The 21,653-nt window shown below is 69.3% G+C and carries 22 protein-coding genes; 11 read left to right on the top strand and 11 right to left on the bottom strand.

The window, feature by feature from the left end; all coding sequences use genetic code 11:
• Positions 1-383: 383 nt before the first annotated feature.
• Positions 384-1,397: a polyprenyl synthetase family protein gene (locus tag ACFSGX_RS15165; RefSeq protein WP_380931152.1), complete on the bottom strand. Its 1,014-nt coding sequence runs from the start codon at positions 1,395-1,397 to the stop codon at positions 384-386.
• 92 nt (positions 1,398-1,489) lie between these two features.
• Here ACFSGX_RS15165 and ACFSGX_RS15160 point away from each other — a divergent pair, with 92 nt between their 5' ends.
• From ACFSGX_RS15160 to ACFSGX_RS15150, 3 genes are read left to right on the top strand one after another with little or no spacing between them, the layout of a single operon-like run.
• Positions 1,490-1,789 (top strand): chorismate mutase, encoded by a 300-nt coding sequence (locus ACFSGX_RS15160; RefSeq protein ID WP_380931151.1) that lies wholly within the window; start codon positions 1,490-1,492, stop codon positions 1,787-1,789.
• On the top strand, positions 1,786-3,111 hold the full coding sequence (locus ACFSGX_RS15155; protein WP_380931150.1) for a serine hydrolase: 1,326 nt from the start codon (positions 1,786-1,788) through the stop codon (positions 3,109-3,111). The genes ACFSGX_RS15160 and ACFSGX_RS15155 overlap by 4 nt, the downstream gene beginning before the upstream one ends.
• The gene (locus tag ACFSGX_RS15150) at positions 3,108-4,256 is read left to right on the top strand and encodes a hypothetical protein (protein ID WP_380931149.1); all 1,149 of its coding nucleotides are present in this window, start codon (positions 3,108-3,110) and stop codon (positions 4,254-4,256) included. Before ACFSGX_RS15155 ends, ACFSGX_RS15150 begins: the two co-directional genes overlap by 4 nt.
• 282 nt (positions 4,257-4,538) lie before the next feature.
• Here the strand turns inward: ACFSGX_RS15150 and ACFSGX_RS15145 are convergent, their stop codons facing one another.
• Genes ACFSGX_RS15145 through metZ form a run of 3 tightly spaced genes read right to left on the bottom strand, consistent with a single transcriptional unit; the run spans position 4,539 to position 6,930 of the window.
• Entirely contained in the window at positions 4,539-5,324 is a 786-nt protein-coding gene (locus ACFSGX_RS15145) for a LysR family transcriptional regulator (protein ID WP_157177788.1), read from the bottom strand.
• The gene (apaG, locus tag ACFSGX_RS15140; RefSeq protein ID WP_157177787.1) at positions 5,321-5,719 is read right to left on the bottom strand and encodes a Co2+/Mg2+ efflux protein ApaG; all 399 of its coding nucleotides are present in this window, start codon (positions 5,717-5,719) and stop codon (positions 5,321-5,323) included. Before apaG ends, ACFSGX_RS15145 begins: the two co-directional genes overlap by 4 nt.
• Complete coding sequence (gene metZ, locus ACFSGX_RS15135; RefSeq protein WP_380931148.1) at positions 5,716-6,930, bottom strand: O-succinylhomoserine sulfhydrylase; 1,215 nt, start codon at positions 6,928-6,930, stop codon at positions 5,716-5,718. The genes apaG and metZ overlap by 4 nt, the downstream gene beginning before the upstream one ends.
• Before the next feature lie 125 nt (positions 6,931-7,055).
• Between metZ and ACFSGX_RS15130 the strand changes: the two genes are divergently transcribed.
• Positions 7,056-7,598, top strand: a complete 543-nt coding sequence (locus ACFSGX_RS15130) for a glutathione peroxidase (RefSeq protein WP_380931147.1) — start codon at positions 7,056-7,058, stop codon at positions 7,596-7,598.
• A 297-nt stretch (positions 7,599-7,895) separates the two neighbouring features.
• Here ACFSGX_RS15130 and ACFSGX_RS15125 read toward each other — a convergent pair whose 3' ends face one another.
• Positions 7,896-9,170 carry a glycosyltransferase gene (locus tag ACFSGX_RS15125; RefSeq protein ID WP_380931146.1) on the bottom strand — a complete coding sequence of 425 codons (1,275 nt, stop codon included), beginning with the start codon at positions 9,168-9,170 and terminating at the stop codon, positions 7,896-7,898.
• Positions 9,171-9,382: 212 nt separating this feature from the next.
• On the opposite strand from ACFSGX_RS15125, the gene ACFSGX_RS15120 reads away from it, so the two are divergent.
• Positions 9,383-9,544, top strand: coding sequence for a hypothetical protein (locus ACFSGX_RS15120; RefSeq protein WP_380931145.1), 162 nt, complete (start codon positions 9,383-9,385; stop codon positions 9,542-9,544).
• Between the two features lie 21 nt (positions 9,545-9,565).
• Here the strand turns inward: ACFSGX_RS15120 and leuB are convergent, their stop codons facing one another.
• Both leuB and recO read right to left on the bottom strand, forming a co-directional pair.
• Positions 9,566-10,609, bottom strand: a complete 1,044-nt coding sequence (gene leuB, locus ACFSGX_RS15115; RefSeq protein ID WP_380931144.1) for a 3-isopropylmalate dehydrogenase — start codon at positions 10,607-10,609, stop codon at positions 9,566-9,568.
• Between the two features lie 37 nt (positions 10,610-10,646).
• On the bottom strand, positions 10,647-11,378 hold the full coding sequence (recO, locus tag ACFSGX_RS15110) for a DNA repair protein RecO (RefSeq protein WP_380931143.1): 732 nt from the start codon (positions 11,376-11,378) through the stop codon (positions 10,647-10,649).
• A gap of 114 nt (positions 11,379-11,492) precedes the next feature.
• Between recO and ACFSGX_RS15105 the strand changes: the two genes are divergently transcribed.
• The 5 genes from ACFSGX_RS15105 (at position 11,493) to ACFSGX_RS15085 (ending at position 17,657) form a co-directional block, all read left to right on the top strand.
• The gene (locus tag ACFSGX_RS15105; protein WP_380931142.1) at positions 11,493-12,221 is read left to right on the top strand and encodes a class I SAM-dependent methyltransferase; all 729 of its coding nucleotides are present in this window, start codon (positions 11,493-11,495) and stop codon (positions 12,219-12,221) included.
• 73 nt (positions 12,222-12,294) lie between these two features.
• The gene (ubiB, locus tag ACFSGX_RS15100; RefSeq protein WP_380931141.1) at positions 12,295-13,827 is read left to right on the top strand and encodes a 2-polyprenylphenol 6-hydroxylase; all 1,533 of its coding nucleotides are present in this window, start codon (positions 12,295-12,297) and stop codon (positions 13,825-13,827) included.
• A 461-nt stretch (positions 13,828-14,288) separates the two neighbouring features.
• Complete coding sequence (locus ACFSGX_RS15095; protein WP_380931140.1) at positions 14,289-15,314, top strand: sugar kinase; 1,026 nt, start codon at positions 14,289-14,291, stop codon at positions 15,312-15,314.
• A 47-nt stretch (positions 15,315-15,361) separates the two neighbouring features.
• Complete coding sequence (locus ACFSGX_RS15090; RefSeq protein ID WP_380931139.1) at positions 15,362-16,411, top strand: serine hydrolase domain-containing protein; 1,050 nt, start codon at positions 15,362-15,364, stop codon at positions 16,409-16,411.
• Positions 16,412-16,457: 46 nt separating this feature from the next.
• Positions 16,458-17,657, top strand: coding sequence for a M20 metallopeptidase family protein (locus tag ACFSGX_RS15085; RefSeq protein WP_380931138.1), 1,200 nt, complete (start codon positions 16,458-16,460; stop codon positions 17,655-17,657).
• A 110-nt stretch (positions 17,658-17,767) separates the two neighbouring features.
• Here the strand turns inward: ACFSGX_RS15085 and ACFSGX_RS15080 are convergent, their stop codons facing one another.
• Together ACFSGX_RS15080 and ACFSGX_RS15075 are read right to left on the bottom strand one after the other, a co-directional pair.
• Positions 17,768-18,361, bottom strand: coding sequence for an NADPH-dependent FMN reductase (locus ACFSGX_RS15080; RefSeq protein ID WP_380931137.1), 594 nt, complete (start codon positions 18,359-18,361; stop codon positions 17,768-17,770).
• Positions 18,362-18,376: 15 nt separating this feature from the next.
• Positions 18,377-18,859: an SH3 domain-containing protein gene (locus ACFSGX_RS15075; RefSeq protein ID WP_380931136.1), complete on the bottom strand. Its 483-nt coding sequence runs from the start codon at positions 18,857-18,859 to the stop codon at positions 18,377-18,379.
• A 179-nt stretch (positions 18,860-19,038) separates the two neighbouring features.
• Here ACFSGX_RS15075 and ACFSGX_RS15070 point away from each other — a divergent pair, with 179 nt between their 5' ends.
• Positions 19,039-19,326: a hypothetical protein gene (locus tag ACFSGX_RS15070; protein ID WP_380931135.1), complete on the top strand. Its 288-nt coding sequence runs from the start codon at positions 19,039-19,041 to the stop codon at positions 19,324-19,326.
• Positions 19,327-19,466: 140 nt separating this feature from the next.
• Here the strand turns inward: ACFSGX_RS15070 and ACFSGX_RS15065 are convergent, their stop codons facing one another.
• Positions 19,467-20,162 carry a glutamine amidotransferase gene (locus tag ACFSGX_RS15065; RefSeq protein WP_380931134.1) on the bottom strand — a complete coding sequence of 232 codons (696 nt, stop codon included), beginning with the start codon at positions 20,160-20,162 and terminating at the stop codon, positions 19,467-19,469.
• Positions 20,163-20,164: 2 nt separating this feature from the next.
• Positions 20,165-21,568 carry an NAD(P)H-dependent flavin oxidoreductase gene (locus ACFSGX_RS15060; RefSeq protein ID WP_380931133.1) on the bottom strand — a complete coding sequence of 468 codons (1,404 nt, stop codon included), beginning with the start codon at positions 21,566-21,568 and terminating at the stop codon, positions 20,165-20,167.
• Positions 21,569-21,653: the final 85 nt, after the last annotated feature.

The following is a 21,653-nucleotide window of genomic DNA, read 5'->3' as shown; positions in this document are numbered from 1 at the left end:
AATTGCAGTTTTGTGGCAGAGGATGACGGAAGTGGCCTGAATGGCCTGTTTCCGGAGGTTTGCGAGGGTCGTCGAGGGCTAGGCCGAGTCCGTGAGGTGCCCGAATCATGGATAGGTGTGAGTCGCTCGGCCCCCCACAGGTCAGTTCCCCGACGTAGGCCGCGTCTGGGTGAAACAGCTTCACCTAGGGCCCGACCCGCGCCGGGGGACCGAGGGAGAGTGCTGGGCTCGGGCGCGCGTGATGCAACACCGTGCGGCTCGTGGATCTGCCGCTTATTTCAGCTGCTGTCGGCCCTTCCGTGAAGGTTCGAGCTGGGCGAAACACTCGAGTCTGGACCCGGCATCCGCCGGGGTACTGCAACGGTGGGAAACAGTGCGGCCGCTCAATAAGCCCTGGAAATTGCGAACTCGACCGCTTCCACCAGCGCCGCCCGCGCCGGACCACTCCCGATCCCCGACAACGCGTCGATCGCCCGCTGACCATAATGCCGCGCCCGCGCCACCGTGTCCGCAATCGCATGCGTGTCCTGCAACAGCGTCGTGGCGTGCGCCAGGTCCGCGTCCGACGCCCGCCGCCCCTCCATCGCATCGCGCCAGAACTTGCGGTCCTCGGTCGTGCCGCGCGCGAACGCCAGGATCACCGGCAACGTCACCTTCCCGTCGCGGAAGTCGTCGCCCGTGTCCTTGCCCATCACCGCCGCGTCCGACGCATAGTCCATCGCATCGTCGACCAGCTGGAACGCGATCCCCAGATACCGCCCGTAATTGTCCAGCGCCGCCTCGGTCGCCGCATCGCGCTCCGCCACCACCGCCGAGATCCGGCACGCCGCCGCGAACAGCGCCGCCGTCTTGGCATCGATGATCTTCAGATACTGCGCCTCGGCCGTCTCGACCCGGCGCTGCGCCGACAGCTGCTCGACCTCGCCCTCCGCGATCACCGCCGACGCATGGCTCAGGATCTTGAGCACGCGCAACGACCCGTCCTCGACCATCAGCTCGAACCCCCGGCTCAGCAGGAAGTCCCCCACCAGGACGCTCGGCCCGTTGCCCCAGATCATGTTCGCGGTCCGCTTGCCCCGCCGCTGGCCCGACCCGTCGACCACGTCATCATGCAGCAAAGTCGCGGTGTGGATAAACTCCACCGCGGCGGCCAGCATGTGATGCCGCGTGCCCGGATACTCGAGCAACCGCGCGCACGCCAGCGTCAGCATCGGCCGCATCCGCTTGCCCCCGCCCGCGATCAAATGCCCGGCAAGCTCCGGGATCAGCGGCACCTGCGACTGCATCCGGTCCAGGATCACCCGGTTCACCGCGTGCATGTCCTGCGAAACCAGCGTCATCAGCGCATCGAGGCTCGGCGGCCGGCCCTGCCGGATCGGGATCAAGGTCGCTGTCATGGACCCCAAGTGGCCTCCGTTCCTTACAAGCGCAAGGCCGCTTGGCAGCCTCGTCGCCACCCGCAATAAGGGCGTGCCCGAGGAGACACAGCATGACCGACACGCCAGACCTGAGCCCCGACCCCGTCCTCGCCGGCTACCGCCAGAGCATCGACAATATCGACGCGGCGCTCGTTTTCCTCCTCGCCGAACGGTTCAAGGTGACGCAGGCCGTCGGCGCGCACAAGGCCGCGACCGGCCTCCCCGCCGCCGATCCGAGCCGCGAAACCCGCCAGGTCGAACGGCTCCGCGCGCTGGCCCAATCCGCCAATCTCGACCCCGATTTCTCCGAAGCCTTCCTCCGCTTCATCATCGACGAGGTCATCCGGCACCACGAACGCGTCCAGGGGTGACCCGATCGTACCCTGCCCTGCTCGCCATGACGGTCGCGGTCCAGATCGCGGCACCCGCCGGCACTGCGGCGGCCCCGGCGACTGCAAATCAAGCAGCAGCAGCCCGCGCCAATGACCTGATCGCGATCCTGAACGGCGGCGGCCAGCTCGTCGACAGCTTCACGCCGACTTTCCTCGCGGACGTGCCCGCGGCGCAACTCCGCGCGCTCGCCGCGCAGATCGTGGCGGAAGGCGGCCGCGCGCTCCGCATCGGCAGCGTCACCCCGGCCGGGACCAACCGCTACGCGCTCACCATCGTGCAGGAACGCGCCACCGCCTCGGCCGTCATGACGCTCGACCCCGCCCCGCCCGGGCGCATCGCCGGCCTCACGCTGACCGCGGCCAGCGCCCGCCTGCCCACGCTCGCCGCCGCCGTCACCGCGTTGAAGGCGCTCCCCGGCACCACCGCGCTGTCCGTCGCACGGCTCGGCGGCGACCGCCCGGTCACGATCGTCGGCGCGAACCCAGACCGTGCGCAGGCGGTCGGCTCCACCTTCAAGCTGCTCGTCCTCGCCGAACTGGTTCGCGCGATCGACGCGGGCGAGCGGCGCTGGACCGACGTCGCGCCGCTCACCAACCGCTCCGTGCCGAGCGGCATCCTGCAGGACTGGCCCGACCGCGCCCCGCTGACGCTCCACAGCCTCGCCGCGCTCATGATCTCGCGCAGCGACAACAGCGCGACCGACACGTTGATCGCGCTGCTCGGCCGCGACCGCATCGCCGCGATGGGCCCTGCGCTCGGTTGGCCGGCCCTCCCCGGCAACGACCCGTTCCTGACCACGCTCGAAATGGCGACGCTGAAGGGCACCGCCGGCGGTACCCCCGCTGACACTTACGCCCGCGCCACCCCCGCCGCGCGCCGCGGCATGCTCGCCGGCCGGGTCGCCGCCACGCCGCGCACCGCGATCGACTATGCCGCGCTCGAAACCCGCCCGCACCACATCGACACGATCGAATGGTTCGCCAGCCCGAACGCGGTCGTCACCGCGCTCGACTGGTTCCGCCGCGGCGGCGCGAAGCCGGACAGCGCCGCCGCCACCGCGCTCACGCTGCTGGCGATCAGCCCCGGCCTGCCCGGCACGGACCCGTCCTTCGGCTATGTCGGCTACAAGGGCGGGTCGGAGGCCGGCGTGCTGGCGATGAGCTACCTGCTCCGCACCCGCGGCGGCACCTGGTACGCGGTCAGCGCCAGCTGGAACGACCCGACCGCGACGCTCGCCGAACGACGGTTGGTTGCCATTCTCACGCGGGTCGTTCAGCTTGTCGGCGAAGAGGTGCCATGACCGCATTCGTCCTGCTCGCCGCGCTGCTCGCTCCGCCTGCGCCTTCACCGGCCGCCCCCGCGCAGACCCAGACGATCGTCGTCACCGGTCGTCCGCTGGCAGATGCCACCCGCGCGCTCGCGGAGTGCATCGCCCGCAAATGCCCGCCGAACGAGGACATCGACCGTACGCTGGCCGTCGTCGAAACCCAGTTCCTCGCCGGACACTATGCGGCGGCGCGGTCGGTCCTCAACCGCGCAATCTCGCGCAACGCCCGTTTCGCAAAGGACTATCCCCGCCCCGTCGCCGATCTCTACCGCGTCACCGGCCGCGTCGCGATCCACTTGGGCGAGGGCGAGGCGTATCGCCGCGCCGTCTACGGCATCGGCCGCTCGATCCGCGCGGGCCTGCCGGACGACAGCGTCGAATCACTCTCCGCCGATATCGAGACGGGCGAAATGAACAGCGGCCTCGGCCAATACGACCGCGCACAGGCGGTTTACGGCGACGTCGTGAAACGCGCGCGCAAGGCCAACCGCCCGGACATCGCGACGATGGTGCAACTGCGCCAGGCGATCCTGCGCGACAGCATCGGCTTCACGAGCGATGCACGCCGCGACCTGACCGCCGTCGTCGACGCCACCGATCCGGCCCGCCGCCCGTTCGCGATGGCCGCACGCATCCTGCTCGCCCGGCTCGATCGTCGCGCGGGACGCACCGACAGCACCGATGCGGTCATCGCCGCCTTCGCGCGCAATCCGACCCCGATGCCGATCCTGATCCACGACGCACCCGTCGGCGTCGGTCTCGGCAGCGGTGCGGTCAACTGGATCGCGACGCGGTCGTTCGACGATGCGTGGGGCGATTTCGGCTTCTGGATCCGCCCCGACGGCACCGTCGCCGATATCGAGCTGCTCCGCCACAGCGAGAACGACCCCGCCTGGGCCCGCCCGGTCTTGGTCAGCCTTGCCGCCCGTCGCTACACCCCGTTCGCCGCGCCGGACGACAATCCCGGCGGCGCTTACCATGTCGAACGCTACACGCTCACGTCGCTCATGATGAGCGACTCGCGCAGCCGCATCCGCCGCCACGGTCCGACCGCGCGCTACGAACGGCTCGACCTCGCCGCCGAACCGCCTGCGCCGACACCCGCCTCACCCTCCTGACCGGGCCGACCGGTCGTGGCACCGAACTCGAACGTGCTCGCCGACTTGAGCGGCATCCCGTTGGACCGCTCCATCCCGATCGATGTCGAGGAACCGGCAGCGCCTTTCAGGGCTACACTCGTGAACTTGCTCGGCTTTGCTGGGAAGCGTTCAACAAAGGCGCAATGTGGGATGCCCAGTTCGAACCCGTCGAGAAGGCGCAGACAAATCCGCGAAAGTCTAGCTCCAACCGAACGGGTAAATACCCGATCAGGAATCGCGACGCTAAGGCCGTGCATCCTCTCAGCCCAGCAAAGCCCCCACCAATGCCTTCACCTTCCGCTGCCGCCACTGCGGCACCGGCGCGATCAGCCAGTAGCCGAGCAGCGAGGGCACCTGCCCCTGCACCACCAGCGGGGCGATATCGCCCGCCGCCAGCAGCGCCGGCACCGTCGCACGGCCGAAGCCTTGCGCGGCCGCATCGATCGCCAACCCGGCATCCGCCACCGTCACCACCGCGCCGTCGACCGCGCCGTCGCCGGCATGGCCCGGCCACGCGATCGTCCGGTCCGGCGCGTCCGGCATCGCCACCGTTACGAACCCGGCATCGCCCAGCGCCGCGCCCTCATGCTCGCCCGGCCCGTCCGCCAGCCGGATCGCAAGGTCCAGGTTCGCCTGCGTGAAATCCAGCTCCTCGTCGCTCGCGATCAGGACGAAGCGTAGCTCCGGATCGGTCCGGCCATAGGCCGCCAGCCGCGCCCCCAGCCACCGCGCGGTCAAATCACGCGGCGCCGCGATCGTCAGCGTCTTGGACGTCTGCCCCGACTGGATCGCACGCACCGCCTCCTCGAACTGCAGGAACCCGTCGCGCAGCGCACCCAGCCCAGCCGCCGCCTCGGGCGTCAATTCCAGCCCCTTCGCCGTCCGCCGGAACAGCACGACGCCGAGTGTATCCTCCAGCGCGCGGACCTGTTGTCCCACCGCCGCCGGCGTCACCGCCAGCTCGTCCGCCGCACGCGTAAAACTCAGATGCCGCGCCGCTGCGTCGAGCACGCGCAGCGCGTTCAGCGGCAGATGCGTCCGCTTCAACGCGCCACCGCCGGCGCGATCAGCTGGAAGCGCGGGATGGTCGCATCGAACGCCGTCCCGTCCGCGCCCAGCATGTGCAGGCTCCCCTCCATCGCGCCGCTCGGCGTCTGGAGCGGACAGCCGGAGACATAGTCGAACGTCCGCCCCGGCTCGATCAGCGGCTGTTCGCCGACCACGCCGTCGCCGCGCACTTCATGTCGCGCGCCGCGCCCATCGGTGATGATCCAGTGCCGGGTCAGCAGCTGCAACGCATGCTTCCCCTCATTCTCCAGCCGGATGTGATAGGCCCAGAACCACCGCCCCTTCGCCGGGTCCGACTGTTCCGGCAGGTAACTGACCGACACCCGCACCACGCAGTCGCGCGTCGTCGCCGCATAGGGAAACAGCGCCTTCATGCCGGCAACCCGGCCGCGGTCAGCGCCCGGTCCAGATCGTCGATCACGTCGAGCGGATCCTCCAGCCCGATGTTCAGCCGCAGCATCCCCTCGGTCACGCCCATTTCGGTCCGGACCTCCTCCGACAACCCGGCATGGGTGGTCGATGCCGGATGTGTCATCAGCGAGCGCGAATCGCCGATATTGTTGCTGATATCGACCAGCTCCAGCGCATCGAGCAACGCATGGGCCTGGGCCCGCCCGCCATCGACGAACAGCGACAGGATCGTGCCCCCGGCCGACATCTGTCGCATCGCCAGCTCGTGCTGCGGATGGCTCGGCAGGTTCGGATACAGGATGCGCGGCACGCGGGCCTCGAGGAATTGCGCCACCTTCAGCGCATTCTCGCTTTGCCGGTTGATCCGCAGGTCGAGCGTCTCCAGCCCCTTCAGCACCACCCACGCATTGAACGCGGACAATGTCGGCCCGGTGTTGCGCACGAACGGTAGCAGCGTCTTGTCGATGAACTCCGCGGTCCCGCACACCGCCCCGGCCAGCACGCGGCCCTGCCCGTCCATCATCTTGGTCGCGCTATACGCCACCACGTCCGCGCCATAATCCATCGGCCGCTGGAGCAGTGGCGTCGCGAACGCATTGTCCACCACGCTCGTGATCCCGCGTTCGCGCGCAATCCCGCAAACCGCAGCCAGGTCGACGATGTCCAGCGTCGGATTGGCCGGCGTTTCGAAGAAGAACAGCTTGGTCTCCGGCCGCGCCGCATCGGCCCAGGCCTGCGTGTCCGTCCCGTCGACGATCGTCGTCGCCACGCCGAATTTCGGCAGCAACGTGTCGGTCAGCCAGCGGCACGATCCGAACGCCGCGCGCCCCGCGACGACATGGTCGCCCGCCTGCACCTGGCTCAGCAACGCCGCGGTCATCGCCGCCATGCCGCTCGCCATAGAGCGCGCGGCCTCCGCACCCTCCATCAACGCGATGCGCTGTTCCAGCATCTCGACCGTCGGGTTCTGCAGCCGGGAATAGGTCATGCCGACCTGCTCGCCCGCAAAGCGTGCCGCCGCGTCGGATGCCTTGTCGTACGCATAGCCCGACGTCAGGAACAACGCCTCCGACGTCTCGCCATATTCCGACCGCGCCGTTCCACCACGCACCGCCTGCGTCGCGGGGCGCCAGTTCTCGGTGATGTTGCGGTCCTGCCCGGTATGCCTTTTCATGCGCGCTGCTTTGCCCGTGCCGGCGATGGCGTGCAAGTGCATGGAACAGCACCGCCGCCGGCCGGTTGCCCGCATCAGAGACAGGCGATACCCCTGCCCCAACGAAACAGCACAGGTGCCACACCATGCCGACCGCGCTCACCGACATCCCGCTCAAGACCATCGACGGCGCCGACGCCACGCTGGCCGACTATGCCGGCCAGGTCCTGCTGGTCGTCAACGTCGCGTCGAAATGCGGCCTGACGAACCAGTATGACGGGCTCGAGGCGCTCTACGCAAAGTACAAGGCCGAAGGGTTCGCCGTCCTCGGCTTCCCGTCCAACGACTTCGCCGGCCAGGAACCCGGCACGGACGAAGAGATCGCCGCGTTCGTGAAGGGCACCGGCGCCACCTTCCCGATGTTCGCCAAGACCCCCGTCACCGGCGAAAACGCCCACCCGCTCTACCGCGCGCTGATCGCGGCCGAACCGACCGCCACCGGCGGCACCGCCCTGCGCGACAAGCTCGGCAGCCGCGCCCCGACCGACCCGTCCGCCATCCTCTGGAACTTCGAAAAATTCCTCATCGGCCGCGACGCCCAGGTCGTCGCCCGCTTCACCCCCGACACCACCCCCGACGCCGACGCGCTGGTCCTGGCCGTCGAACGCGAGTTGTTCGCCAGCGAGTGAGTGATGCATCGCGTCAGGTCGGAAACACCAGACGCGACGACACCCGGACAGCCGACGCGGGGGCTCGCCATGAGACGAACCGCAGCAACGTTCGCGAGCCCCGTCATCGCCACCTGTCGACCATGCGATCCGCGTTGCAATGCAGGAGTTCGGCCGCGCCGGACCCTCTCGTTCCCGCCGCCATTCGGCTTGCGTGGCTGCGTTCTCGAAAGCCGACGCAGACGCGTTCGATCGCGACAACCGGACGAACCGACCACGTCCATCGCGACCGAGCCCCGCCGCGGCCCCAATCCACACTCACACCAAAGCCACGATCCGCCGCGCCGCTTCCGCCGCCCCATCCTCGCCGACCTGATGGCGCGCGACCCACTCGGCACGCATCGCCATATCCCGATCCGCCAGGACGCCCGCGATCACCGCCTTGCCACGCGCCAGATCGAACTGCCCGCGCCCGATCGTGCGACCCAACCCGGCGGCGACCACTCGAACCGCGTTGTCATGCTGATCGCCGAAATGCGGCACGATCACCTGCGGCCGGCCGGCGCGCAAGGCCTGCCCCGTCGTCCCGGCCCCGCCATGATGCACCACGATCGACGCCCGCGGAAACACCGCCGAATGCGCCGCATATCCGACGGACAGGCAATCCCCCTCGCGCCGCGCCGCGTCCGCCTGCCCGGTCAGCAACAGCGCGCGGCGCCCTAATGCCCGACTGATCTCGGCGGCCCGCTCATAGAAGCCCCCCGGCGCCGCCACCGCGAACGACCCCAGCGTGAACACGATCGGCGCATCCCCGTCGGACAGGAACGCCTCGATCTCGGGCGCCAATTCCTCGGCGCCCCCGCTCTCGCTGTCGAAAAACGGAAAGCCGACCAGCGCCGCGCACGCAGGTGCATCCGGCGGCAACATCCCCAGCGCCGACGACCAGCAGCACAGCACCGCCCTCGTCGCCGCTCCATGATCCAGCATCGGCGCACCTGCCGCCCGCCCCAGCCCATGCTCGGCCCGCACCGCATCGATGCGCGCCCCATGCCGCCGGCGCAGCGCAATCCGCGCCAGCGCAAAGAACGCGCGGTTCCAGCCGCGCCCGACCACGCTGCGCGGATCGTGCCGCATCATCGCAAACCGCGGCGCCGCCGGCGGTTGCCAGGCAGAAAACAGCGTCATCGGTTGCAGCACGACGCTCGCCAGCGGCAGCCCGCGCTTCTCCGCGACGATCCCCGCGGACAGCGCGAAGATCGATCCGGCGATCACGTCGGCACCCACCGCCAACGCATCCAGCGCCGCCGTGCTCGACTGCAACGTCGGCATCAGGATCTCGTCGATCACGAAGTTCGGATCGACCAGGATCCGCGCGGCAACCGCCTCCGCACTCAACCCGACCCGCGCGCAGATCGCACGATAACCCGGCAGGATGCCCGCAGCATCGAGCCCCGCCCCGCGCACCTTCGCCACCCCATCGTCCGGAACGGCCAACACGACCCCGTGGCCCTGCGCAACCAACGCCCGCCCGATCGCGATGAACGGATGCAGGTCGCCCAGCGAGCCAATGGTGACAAGAACGATCCGGGCCATGATCGAAGCTAGCCCACCGCCATTGCACGCGCGAGACACTCGCGCCGGGGCTCGACGGGTACAACGACCCGCAACCTCACCACTCAAATCCAACTATCGGTTCAAACCGGACGTCAAACCTACGGAGTCCCTCCGTATCGGAGCGGACTCCGCCTTTATTAACCATCGGTCTTAACCGAAAGTAACGTCCTACTCATCGGAAGGACCGAAATATGGCATATCGCCGCAACAAGACCAGCGATACCTGGCACTTCTGTCGGAACTGCACGCTCTGGCCGACAACGAATATTGTGGAACAGTCCGGCAAGCCGACCACGGGCGAACTCTGCAACCAGTGCCGTTCCAAGGACAGCGCGGGCAACTGCAACCGCTGAGACAGCGGCGGTGCTGGCGGCCTACAAAGCCGCCAGCACCGCATCCCCCATCGCCTCGGTCGTCATCGCCCCACCCAGGTCCGGCGACCGCGCGCCGCCCGCCAGCGCCTTCGCCACCGCGGTCTCGATGCGGTCCGCGTCGTCCGGCCGGCCCAGCGAATGGCGCAGCATCATCGCGGCGGACAGGATCGTCGCCAGCGGGTTCGCCTTGCCCTGCCCCGCGATATCCGGCGCGGAGCCATGGATCGGCTCGTACAGCCCCTTGCCGCTTTCGTTCAGCGACGCGGACGGCAGCATCCCAATCGAACCCGCGCACATCGATGCCTGGTCGGACAGGATGTCGCCAAACAGATTGCCCGTCACGATGACGTCGAACCGCCCCGGCGCACGCACCAGCTGCATCGCGGCGTTGTCGACATACATATGCTCCAGCGCGACGTCCGGATAGTCGGCCGACACCTCGATCACCACGTCGCGCCACAGCTGCGACGTCTCCAGCACATTGGCCTTGTCGACCGAGCACAGCCGCCGGTCGCGCCCCATGGCCGTCCGGAACCCGACATGCGCGATCCGCGCGACCTGGTCCTCGTCGTACGACATCACGTCATAGCCCTCGCGCCGCCCGGTCGCGGTCCGGCGCATGCCCTTCTCGCCGAAATACACGTCGCCGTTCAGCTCGCGCACGATCACCATGTCGATCGCCCGCGCGATCTCGGGGCGCAGCGCGGACTCGTCGGCCAGCTCCGGAAACAGCCGCGCCGGCCGCAGATTGGCGAACAGCCCGAGTGCCTTGCGCAGCCCCAGGATCGCCTGCTCCGGCCGCAACGCGCGCTCCAGCGCATCGCATGTCGGATCGCCCACCGCACCGAACAGCACCGCATCGGCGCGCTCGGCCAGCGCCAGCGTCTCGGGCGGCAACGGATGGCCCGTCGCGTGATACGCGGCGCCACCGACCGCCGCCGTCTCGTACGACAACGCATCCCCGCACACCGCATCCAGCACGCGCCGCGCCTGCGCGACGACCTCCGGCCCGATCCCGTCTCCCGGCAACAAAGCGATCAACATGGGCGATCTCCGTTCTTGGTTCGCGGCTCCCTCTGCGTCAGGTCGCGGCGCGCTGCAACCTCGTGATCAACCGCTCGCGCGCCGGCAGCACCCTCGCGCGCCGCTCGGTCAGCAGGTCGCGCGCCAGGAAATGCCCGGTCAGCCGGAACCCGTCGCCGATCGCATCCCAGTCCGCCGCCGCGCCGTCCGCCAGAAACGCCGGCAACCGCAGCAGCCGATCGGCATAACCGTCCCCCGCCGCCCGCGACACCGCCGCACCGCTCTTCGGACTGACATAGCCGAGATCCTCCCGCGCCCCCGTCGCGACACACGCCGACAGGTCGAGCCCGAACCCCAGCTCCGCCAGAAGCAGCAGTTCGTACCGCACCAGCGCCGCGGCCCAGATCCGCGCGGACGGCGCACTCTCGATCGCCCGCAACGTCCCGTCGAGTGCGGCATGCACCCGCGGATAGGCCTGCGCCTCCGGCAACGCGGTCGCCGCCAGCGCGGTCGCCCACTCGATCGCCGCCGCCGCCGCCGGTTCGGCCAGCATCGGCGCGCGGCTCGTCACCAGTTCCACGGTCAGCGCCGCCAGCTGCGTATCGGTCCGCGCGCGATATTCCGCCCGCACGACATTCCCCGGCACCAGCACCGGCCGCAACCGCCGCGACCGCCCGCCGCGCACATACCCCGGCTGCATCCCGTCCGCCGGCGTCAGCAACCGCGCCACCGTCCCCGTCTCCCCATGCTGGATCACGCCGCACACGATCGCTTCGGTGGAAAGATGCATGGGCGAAGATATGGCACAGCCCGGACAACAAGAAAGCCCCCCGACCGAACCCCGAGCCCCCAAGACAGAATGTCCCGCTATGCCCCGCCCGCCGGCTCCGCTATGCGTAACCCCATGGAAACCGTCCCCTTCGGCTATGCCGACATCGATCCGTCCGAAAAGACCGCCCGCGTGGGCGACGTGTTCAAGAACGTCGCCGCGAAATACGACCTGATGAACGACGCCATGTCCGGCGGCATGCACCGGTTGTGGAAGGACCGCTTCGTCCGCCGGGTGAAGCCGCGCGCGGGCGAACGCATCCTCGACATGGCCGGCGGCACCGGCGACATCGCGTTCCGCATGGCCGCTTCGGGCGCGCAGGTTACGGTCGCCGACATCAACGCCGCGATGCTCGCCGTCGGCATGGACCGCGCCGTGAAGCGCCGCATCGACGGCCTCGTCTGGACGGAAGCGAACGCCGAAACGCTCGTCTTCCCCGACCGCCATTTCGATGCCTACACCATCGCGTTCGGCATCCGGAACGTCACCGATATCCCGGCCGCGCTGAAGGAGGCGCACCGCGTCCTGGTCCGCGGCGGGCGGTTCTTCGTGCTCGAATTCTCGACCACCGTCTGGCCCGGTTTTGGCGAGGTCTACGACGCCTATTCGCACAAGATGGTGCCGCAACTCGGCAAGCTCCTCGCCAATGACGAGGCGAGCTACCGATACCTGATCGAGTCGATCCGCCGCTTCCCCGACATGCCGACGTTCAAGGCGATGATCGACGACGCCGGCTTCGTCCGCACGTCGGTCGAACCGATCATGGGCGGCCTCGTCGCGATCCATAGCGGCTGGAAGATCTGACGATGGGTCTCGTCCGTACCCCCGCACCGGCGGGGGTCCACCACGCTCGAATCGATGCGGAGCCGCGCACCGCATGACCGCGCCCGCCGTCCATCTCTACCGCCTGCTCAAATGGGGCCGCACGCTCGCCCGCCACGGCGCGCTGAAGGGGATCGAACGCGATCCGCTCACACCGCCGATGGTCCGCCGCCTCGCGCGCATCGCCCGCATCGGCGCGCGCGTGCCGAAGGTGCCGGCCTATGCCGACGCGCTGGAGGCGATCGGCCCCGCCGCGATCAAGCTCGGCCAGACGCTCGCCACCCGCCCCGATCTGGTGGGGGAGGATGCCGCGCGCGACCTCACCCGCCTCCAGGATGCGCTCCCCCCGCTCCCCTTCTCGGTGATCGAGGCGCAGATCGTCGCCAGCTTCGCCAAGCCGATCTCCACGCTGTTCACCTCGATCGATCCCGTGCCGGTCGGCGCCGCGTCGATCGCGCAGGTCCACCGCGCGGTCACCACCGACGGCCGCACCGTTGCGATCAAGGTGCTGCGCCCCGGCGTCGAGGCGGAATTCGCGCGCGCCATCGAAACCTACGAATGGGCCGCGGCGCAGGTCGAGGCAATGGGCGGCGAACTCGCCCGCCTCCGCCCGCGCCTGACGATCGCCACCTTCAAGCGCTGGACCGCGCGCGAACTCGACCTGCGTCGCGAGGCCGCCTCCGCCTCCGAACTCGGCGAACGCATGGCCGCCGAACCCGATTTCAAGGTGCCGACGATCGATTGGCAGCGGACCTCGGGCAAGGTCATGACGCTCGAATGGATCGACGGGATCAAGCTGTCGAACCGCGCCGCGATCGTCGCCGCCGGCCACGATCCGGCCCACCTCGCCCAGGTCCTGCTCCGCGCCTTCCTGCGCCAGGCGATCGCGGAGGGTTTCTTCCACGCCGACATGCATCAGGGCAATCTGTTCGTCACGCATGACGGCGGGCTTGCCGTGATCGATTTCGGCATCATGGGCCGGATCGATCGCCGCGCGCGGATGTGGCTGGCGGAAATCCTCTACGGCCTCATCACCGGCAATTACCGCCGCGTGGCCGAGATCCATTTCGAGGCGCAATATGTCCCCGCGCACCACGATCTGGAGGAATTCGCCACCGCGCTCCGGGCGGTCGGCGAACCGATGCGCGGCCGGTCGGTCAAAGACATGTCGGTCGGCCAGATGCTCGACGGCCTGTTCGCCATCACCCGCGATTTCGACATGCAGACGCAGCCGCACCTGCTGCTCCTGCAAAAGACGATGGTCATGGTCGAAGGCGTCGCGACCGCGCTCGATCCGGACATCAACATGTGGGAATCGGCCGGCCCGTTCGTGAAGGACTGGCTCCGCTCCGAACTCGGCCCCGAAGCGGCCGTCGCCAACCGCCTCACCGCGGACTTCAAGACGCTCGCCGCCATCCCCGAACTCGTCCGCCGCATCGAAGCCCGCTTCCCCCCCGAAGGCGCCGCGCCGCCGCTCCCTCCCCTGCGCGCCGTCGAAGTCGTCCGCATCGGCGGCGGCTGGCGCTACGCGCTGGTGGCCCTCCTCGCCGGCGGCCTGGGCGCAGCGCTGGTCGCCCTGATCAACTAACCCCTCCGCCGAACGCCCCGAGAACAGTTCCCCGGCGAAGGCCGGGACCCAGACCGGACCGCGAACCACCCCCGCCGCCGAAGCGCGAGCGCAAACTCCGCATCCCTACCCCAAACACGTCATCCCGGCGAAAGCCGGGATGTCCCTTCGGTGAAGCGCTCACCCCCAGCCCAAGCGAGATCCCGGCCTCCGCCGGGATGACGATTGCAGGGTGAAGAGCCGGCTTCCAGCCCACCCCGGGCCGAAGACCCAAGCGCGCCGAAACCGTCGCAGCACCGGAACCGCCACCCCACCCCAAAACCGTCATCCCGGCGAAAGCCGGGATATCACTTCGGTGAAGCCCGACCTAGTCGCGCGGCGCAAACCCCGCTCACCCAGAAACCGGTCGAACCCTCCCCACACATCGCCTACACCCCCGCCCCAAAGCAGCCGCCCCGACCGCGGCACGCCAGGAGACGATGATGGAAACCCCCAAGCAAACCGGCCGCATCGCCTGCTTCGGCGAGATCATGCTCCGCATGACCGCCCCCGGCCGCGAGCTTCTCCTGCAAAGCGCCCGGCTCGACGTCTGCGTCGGCGGCGCGGAATCGAACGTCGCGACCGGGCTTGCCTGCCTCGGCCACCACGCCCGGATGGTCGGCATCATGCCCGCCAACCCGCTCGGCGCGGCGGCAACCCGCGAACTGCGCGGCTACGGCGTCGACGTGTCGGGCTTGGCCACCGCACCCGGCCGGATGGGGCTCTATTTCCTCACCCCCGGCGCCGGCCTGCGCGCCTCCGACATCGTCTACGACCGCGCCTACAGCGCATTCGCCCTCGCCACCGCGGACGCGATCGACTGGACCGCCGCCCTGGCGGACGTCGACTGGCTCCATCTGTCCGGCATTACCCCCGCGCTCGGCCCCGTGCCCGCACAGGCCGCGCTCCGCGCCGTCGTCGCCGCAAAGGCCGCCGGTGTCCGGATCAGCTTCGACGGCAACTACCGCGCGCGGCTGTGGGAGGCGTGGGACAGCGACCCGCGCGCGATCCTGACCGAACTGGTCGCCTCGGCCGACCTGTTCTTCGGCAACCACCGCGACATGGCGCTGTTGCTCGACCGGCCGTTCGACGGCGACGGCACCGACCGCCGCCGCCACGCCGCAGAGGCCGGGTTCGCCACCTTCCCCAACCTCCGCTGGATCGCGTCGACCGCGCGCCACGTCGACGATGCCGACCGCCACCGGCTCTCCGCCCGCATCGACACCCCCGAGCGCGACTGGCAGACGGCCGAGGTCGTCGTCGCCGGCATCGTCGACCGGATCGGCGGCGGCGATGCGTTCGCGGCCGGCATCCTCCACGGCCTGCTCTCCGGCCTCGACGAGGAACGCACCGTCGCCACCGGCCTCGCGCTCGCCTGCCTCAAGCACTCGCTGCCCGGCGACGCCAGCCTGTTCGGCCAGTCCGACATCGACGCCTTCCTCGCCGGCGGCCTCGACGTCCGCCGCTGACCGGGGAGGGGCGCGCAATCCCGCCCCCCAGCCCTTATCTCTAAAATATGCACCCGCTCGCCCCCCTGTCCGCCCTCCTCCTCATCGCCTGCACGCAGGCCCCGGCTGAACCCGCCCCGCAACCGCCCCAAACCACCAAACCGACCACCGGCCTCGACCCCGCCGGCGTCCGCGAAACCCTCGCCACCGCCGCGCGCCTCCCCCGCCTGCGCACGCTGCTCGTCCTGCGCGACGGGCGCGAAGTCGTCGCCCAGCGCTTCACCGGCCCGCCGCTCGACCAGCCCGTCTCGGTCAAGTCCGCGTCCAAGACCGTCCTGTCCGCGCTCGCCGGCATCGCCATCCAGCGCGGCGTCCTGACCGGCACGGACCAGACCGTCGCCAGCGTCCTGCGCGCCGACATGCCGGCAAACCCCGACCCGCGGCTGCTCCGCATCACGGTCGGCAACCTGCTCTCGATGCAGTCCGGGCTCGAACGCACCTCGGGCGAATATTACGGTCGCTGGGTCGCCAGCCCCAACTGGGTCCGGTTCGCGCTGTCCCGCCCGTTCGTCGCCGAACCCGGCGGCGCGATGCTCTATTCTACCGGCAACTCGCACATCCTGTCCGCCATGCTCACCCGCGCGTCGGGGCGCAGCACGCACGCGCTGGCGCAGGACTGGCTGGCCGCACCGCTCGGCATCGGCATCCCGCCCTGGCCGCGCGATGCACAGGGCATCTACTTCGGCGGCAACGACATGCTGATGTCGCCGCGCTCGCTCGCCGCGTTCGGCGAACTCTACCGCAACGACGGCGTCGCGCGCGGCCGCCGCATCCTGCCGGCCGGCTGGGTCGCGCAAAGCTGGCGCCCGCGCACCACCTCGCCGTGGAGCGGCAACCCTTACGGCTATGGCTGGTTCTCCACCACCGCGCGCGGCCACCCGGTCCACTTCGCCTGGGGCTATGGCGGCCAGATGGTCTATGTCGTCCCCGATCTCGCGCTCACCGTCGTCATGACGTCCGACCCGAGCCCCCACCCCCGCGCCGAAAGCCACGTTCCCGCGCTCAACGCCCTGCTCGCCGACGGCATCATCCCCGCGGCCGAGACCGGCGCCTCATGACATTCGCGCACGCCGCGCTAAACTCGGGGCAAAGAGGACTCGCATCATGACCGACACCGACTGGACCGCCGCCGGCCTCGCCGAAATGGACGCGATCGTGCCGCTCCGCCGCGCGATTCACGCCGAGCCCGAAACCGGCCTCGATTGCCCGCGCACGACGGAGAAGCTCAAGGCCGCGCTCGCCGGCCTGCCGCTCGAAATCCACTCGGGACCGTCCACCACCGGCTTCGTCGCCATCCTGCGCGGCGCCGACAACGGCCGCACCGTCCTGCTCCGCGGCGATATGGACGCCCTGCCGATGACGGAGGAGACCGGGCTGCCGTTCGCCTCGACCATCCCCGGCCGGATGCACGCCTGCGGCCACGACACGCACAGCGCGATGCTCGTCGGTGCGGCCCGGGCGCTGTCCGCCCGCCGCGCGGAGCTCGCCGGCACCGTCGTCTTCATGTTCCAGCCGGGCGAGGAGGGGCATCACGGCGCACGCCACATGATCGCCGACGGGCTGATCGACGTCGCCCAGCCCGACGCCGCCTTCGCGCTCCACGTCTCGCCCAACATGCCCTCGGGCAAGGTCGTCGGCCGCCCCGGCACGCTGATGGCGTCCACCGACACGCTCCACCTCACCATCCGCGGCGCGGGCGGCCACGCCGCGATGCCGCACGACTGCATCGATCCGGTGCCCGTCGCGTGCGAGGTCGTGCTGGCGCTGCAAGGCTTCATCGCGCGCCACATCCCCGTCGGCGATCCCGCCGTCCTGTCGATCACCAAGATCAACGCGGGCTCCGCACACAACATCGTCCCCGACACGGTCGAACTGCTCGGCACGCTGCGCACTTTGTCGGAGGACACCCGCGCCGCCGCCCGCGCCGGGTTCCGGCGGATCGCCGAACATGTCGCCGCCGCACACGGCTGCACCGCGGAGGTCACGATCGACCCCGGCTACCCGGTCACCGTCTGCGATCCGCGCGCGACCGATCTCGTCCGGACCTGCGCCGACACCCTCGGCGGCCCCGACACCTGGCAACCGATGCCCGCCCCGATGATGGGCGCGGAGGATTTCTCCTACGTGCTGCAAGCCGTCCCCGGCGCCATGGCCTTCCTCGGCGCCGCCCTCCCCGGCACCGACCCCGCCACCAACCCCCCGCTCCACAACACCCGCATGACCATCGACGAAGCCGTCATGGCGCAGGGCGTGGCGCTGCATTGTGCCGTGGCGGAGCGGTTTCTGGAGACGGGGCTGGGCTAAAACCGCTTCCCCAAACCGTCATCCCGGCGAACGCCGGGATCTCCCTCCGGTGAAGAGCAAACCTCCAGCTCAAGGGAGATCCCGGCCTCTGCCGGGATGACTTCCGTAGGTCAGGACGAACCAGGCACCCCCCGCGCCCGCGCCCCCCGCGTCGCGGCAGTCCACCAGGCCAGATCCTCCACAAACCGCGGAAATGCCTTTTCCAGCGCAGCCCCACCCGCCCCGGTCGGCACCCCGCCCGCGTCCAGAGCATCCCCGATCGACCCGACGGTCAGCGTCCGCGGCACCACCGCAATCCCCAGCTCCGGCAGGATCCCGTGCCAAGCCAAACTCGCCCGAGCCCCCGCGACACGCCCCGCGGAATAGCTCGCGATCGCCCCCGGCCGCCACGCCCATTCCTCCAGATAATGGTCAACCAGGTTCTTTAGCCCGGCCTGCACGTTCCAGTTATACTCGCCCACCACGAACAGAAACGCGTCGGCATCGCGGATCTTGCCCGCCAGCGTCTCCATCGCTTGCGGAGCGGTCCCGGCCGGATACTCCTTGTACATCCGGTCCAGCATCGGCAGCCCGACCACCTTCGCATCGATCAGCTCCGGCTCCGCCCCCAGCGCCCGCAGGCCCGCCATGATATAGTTCGCCAACCGGATCCCCGTCCGGTCCGATCGGTACGACCCGTAGAAAACTAGTATCCGATCCGCCATCACGCGCTCCTCACATCACTCGACGACTTCGCCCAGCTCGACGCCCCACAACCGGCTCGCCTCGACGAACCCGTCCTTGCCGGCGACGTCGAAATGGCACCAGCCCGCGCGACACTGCCCGATCTTGCCGACGACGCCCGGCGCCGCGCGCCACCGCACCGCCGCGTTCGTCGCCGGCTTCTCGCGCAGCGCCACCGGATCGCCCTGCACCATGCCGGTCCGCCGTTCGGTCAGCAGCACCGACGCCATCCAGCCCTCGGTCCCGTCTGGCTCGCGCACCTTGCGCCAGCTTTCGTGGACCGCGACGACCTTGAGCGGCAGGCCGACCCGCCGATACCGCCACGTCGCCGGATATTCCCGCCCCGGCCCGGTCCGCATCAGCGCGTCCCCGGCGGTCAGCGACGCCCAGTAAGGCAGCGGACGCGGCGCCTGCGCCACCCCGGTCGATCCCACCGCCAGCGCGACCAGCGCGCCCATCATTGCCAATCCCGTCCGCATCATCCGTCCTCGCACCGCTGTCGCACGGAGCCTTACCCGCCGACCGCCGCGCTCCGCAACGCCGCCGAAAGGATGAACATCTCGTAACCGGACGGAACAATTTGCTGAACGCCCGATGAAGGAACCGGGTCGGTTTTGTTCCGTTGTCTGCTCGTGTTTCCGTGTGAAAGGGAAGAATCATGAAGACTGCGAAATATATCGTGGGCGTGGCCGCAATGGCGCTCGGTCTGGCATCGCCGGCCTATGCGCAGAGCGCGGGCGAGCTGCTCAAGGGTGGCGCGATCGGCGGCGCCGGTGGCGCTGTCGCCGGTGCAGTCATTCCCGGCCTGTCCGTCGGCAACGGCGCGCTGATCGGTGCCGCGGGCGGCGCCGCCGTCACCGCGCTCACCAAGAACAAGCGCTACTACCGTGACAGCCGCGGTCGCCGCTACTCTCTCGACAAGCGCGGTCGCCGCACGTACCGCTAAACCGCGGTAACAGGAAGGGCGCGTATCCACCCGGATACGCGCCCTTTTTTTGTCCGACGATGTTTAGAGACCGCTTATCCCGAACGAGGCCGACGGCCACGTAGAGCGTAGCCTAGACGGCGAACGCCCGCGGGAAACCTCTAACGCAACCCCAGCAACCACTCCGTCAACATCGCCCGCCCGGCCGCCACGGCACGCGGCCCATGCGAGGCATAATCCGCCCAAATCGCCGCCGCATCGGTCCCGGCGGCCGCCAGATCCGCGGACCCACCGTCGATCCACCGCGAAATCCGCGGGTCCTCCCCCATCTCCGGATGACACTGCAGCGCCAACAACCGCGTACCCCGACGATAGGCCTGGTGCGGATACACCCCACTCGACGCCAGCAACTCGCACCCATCGGGCAGATCGAACGTATCGCCATGCCAATGCAGCACCGGCGTTCCCGCCAGATGGCTCACCGGACTCGCCATCCCGGCCGGATTGACCGTCACCGGCCCGAACCCGATCTCCTGCACCGGCCCCGGATACACTGCCGCACCCAGCGCCGCTGCGATCAGCTGTGACCCCAGACATATCCCGATCGTCGGCAGATCCGCCTGCAGCCGCGCCGCGATCCGCGCGACTTCACCGTCGATCCACGAATGCTTGTCGCGCTCATACACCCCCATCGGCCCACCCATCAGGACGAGCAGATCGGGCGCCATGAAATCCGCCTCGCCGAACGCCGGGTCCAGCACGTCAATCCGCGAAAACGAATATCCCGCCGCCTCGATCGGCCTGCGAAACCCCGCCGCACCCTCATAATCGGTGTGGCGAACGATCAGCGCGCGCAACCTCAGTCGCCGGTCAGGATGCGATCGACCAGCTGCCGCGTCGTCGGCACGAACCCGTTGGAATAGAACGGATCGCGTCGGAACCGGAACGCGCTATGCCCCGCGAACATCAGGTTCTGCTCGATCGGCCCGCCATGCGCGATGTCCTGCAACGTCTTCTGGATGCAGAAACTGCGCGGATCGGCCAGCCGCCCGGTGGAATTGCCCTCCGTATCGGCCCAGGACGAGAAGCTGCACTGGCTCAGGCACCCCATGCAGTCCGCCTGATCCTTGCGGATCACCTGCATCTCCTCCGGCCGCACGAACACCAGCGTATTGTCCGGCGTCTTGAGCGCAGACGTGAACCCCAGCATGTCCCACTCGCGCGCGCGCAGCAGGTCGCCGCGCGTCACCCAGAAACTCTTACCCTTCACGCCGACGTCCAGCTGATACTGGTGGTCGCCCGCTGCTTCGCCGCTGAACGCGATCTGGCGCTCGGACCGCGCTTCCAGCTGTCGCAGGAACGGATTACGCACCGCGGACGAATAAAATCCCGTCGGCGAGAATTTGTGGAGCAGGATGTCGCCCTCCTCCAGCGTCATCAGCGCGTTCTTCCAATCCTCCGGGATCGGGCTTTCGCGCGTCAGCAGCGGCCGGGTCCCGAACTGGAACGCGATCGCGCCCAGCTCCGGATTGTCGATCCAGTCGTTCCACTCCTTCAAATTCCACACGCCGCCCGCCATCACGATCGGCACGCTGTCGGCGATCCCGCCCTCGCGCATCGTATCGCGCAGCGCCTTCACGCGCGGGAACGGATCCTGCGGGACCAGTGGATCCTCCGCGTTGGACAGGCCGTTATGCCCGCCCGCGCGCCACGGATCTTCGTACACCACCGCGCCCAGATGCTCCGCCGCCTTCGAATAAGCCCGCTTCCACAGCGCGCGAAACGCCCGGCCCGACGAGATGATCGGCAGATACTGCACGCCGTACGACACGGCGATTTCGCTCAGCTTGTACGGCATGCCCGCGCCGCACGTGACGCCGGCGACCATGCCCTTCGTCCGCTCCAGCACGCCGTGCAACACGCGCTGCGCCCCGCCCATTTCCCACAGCACGTTGATGTTGATCGCGCCGCGGCCCTCGGCCATCTCGTACGCACGCTTCACCTGGTCGACCGCGCCGTCGATCGCATATTGCACCAGCTCCTCGTGGCGCGCGCGCCGCGTCAACGCGTGATAAACCTGCGGCACGATCTTGCCGTCGGGGTCGTAGCTGTCGGCATTCACCGCCGACACCGTGCCGATTCCACCCGCGGACGCCCACGCGCCGCTGCTCTGGTGGTTGGATACCGCGACGCCCTTGCCGCCCTCGATCAACGGCCACACTTCGCGGCCGGCATACACGATCGGCTTGATACCCTTGAACAACGAAAGCCTCCCGGTCGGGCCTTTGCCCGGCTGTTTATACGCGCCGCCTTATAATAGGGTTGCGCGGAAAGCACGTCAAAGCAGC

The organism is Sphingomonas arantia (genome assembly GCF_042682045.1).
Taxonomy (GTDB): domain Bacteria; phylum Pseudomonadota; class Alphaproteobacteria; order Sphingomonadales; family Sphingomonadaceae; genus Sphingomonas_R; species Sphingomonas_R arantia.
This window is presented reverse-complemented; position numbering and strand designations above follow the sequence as displayed.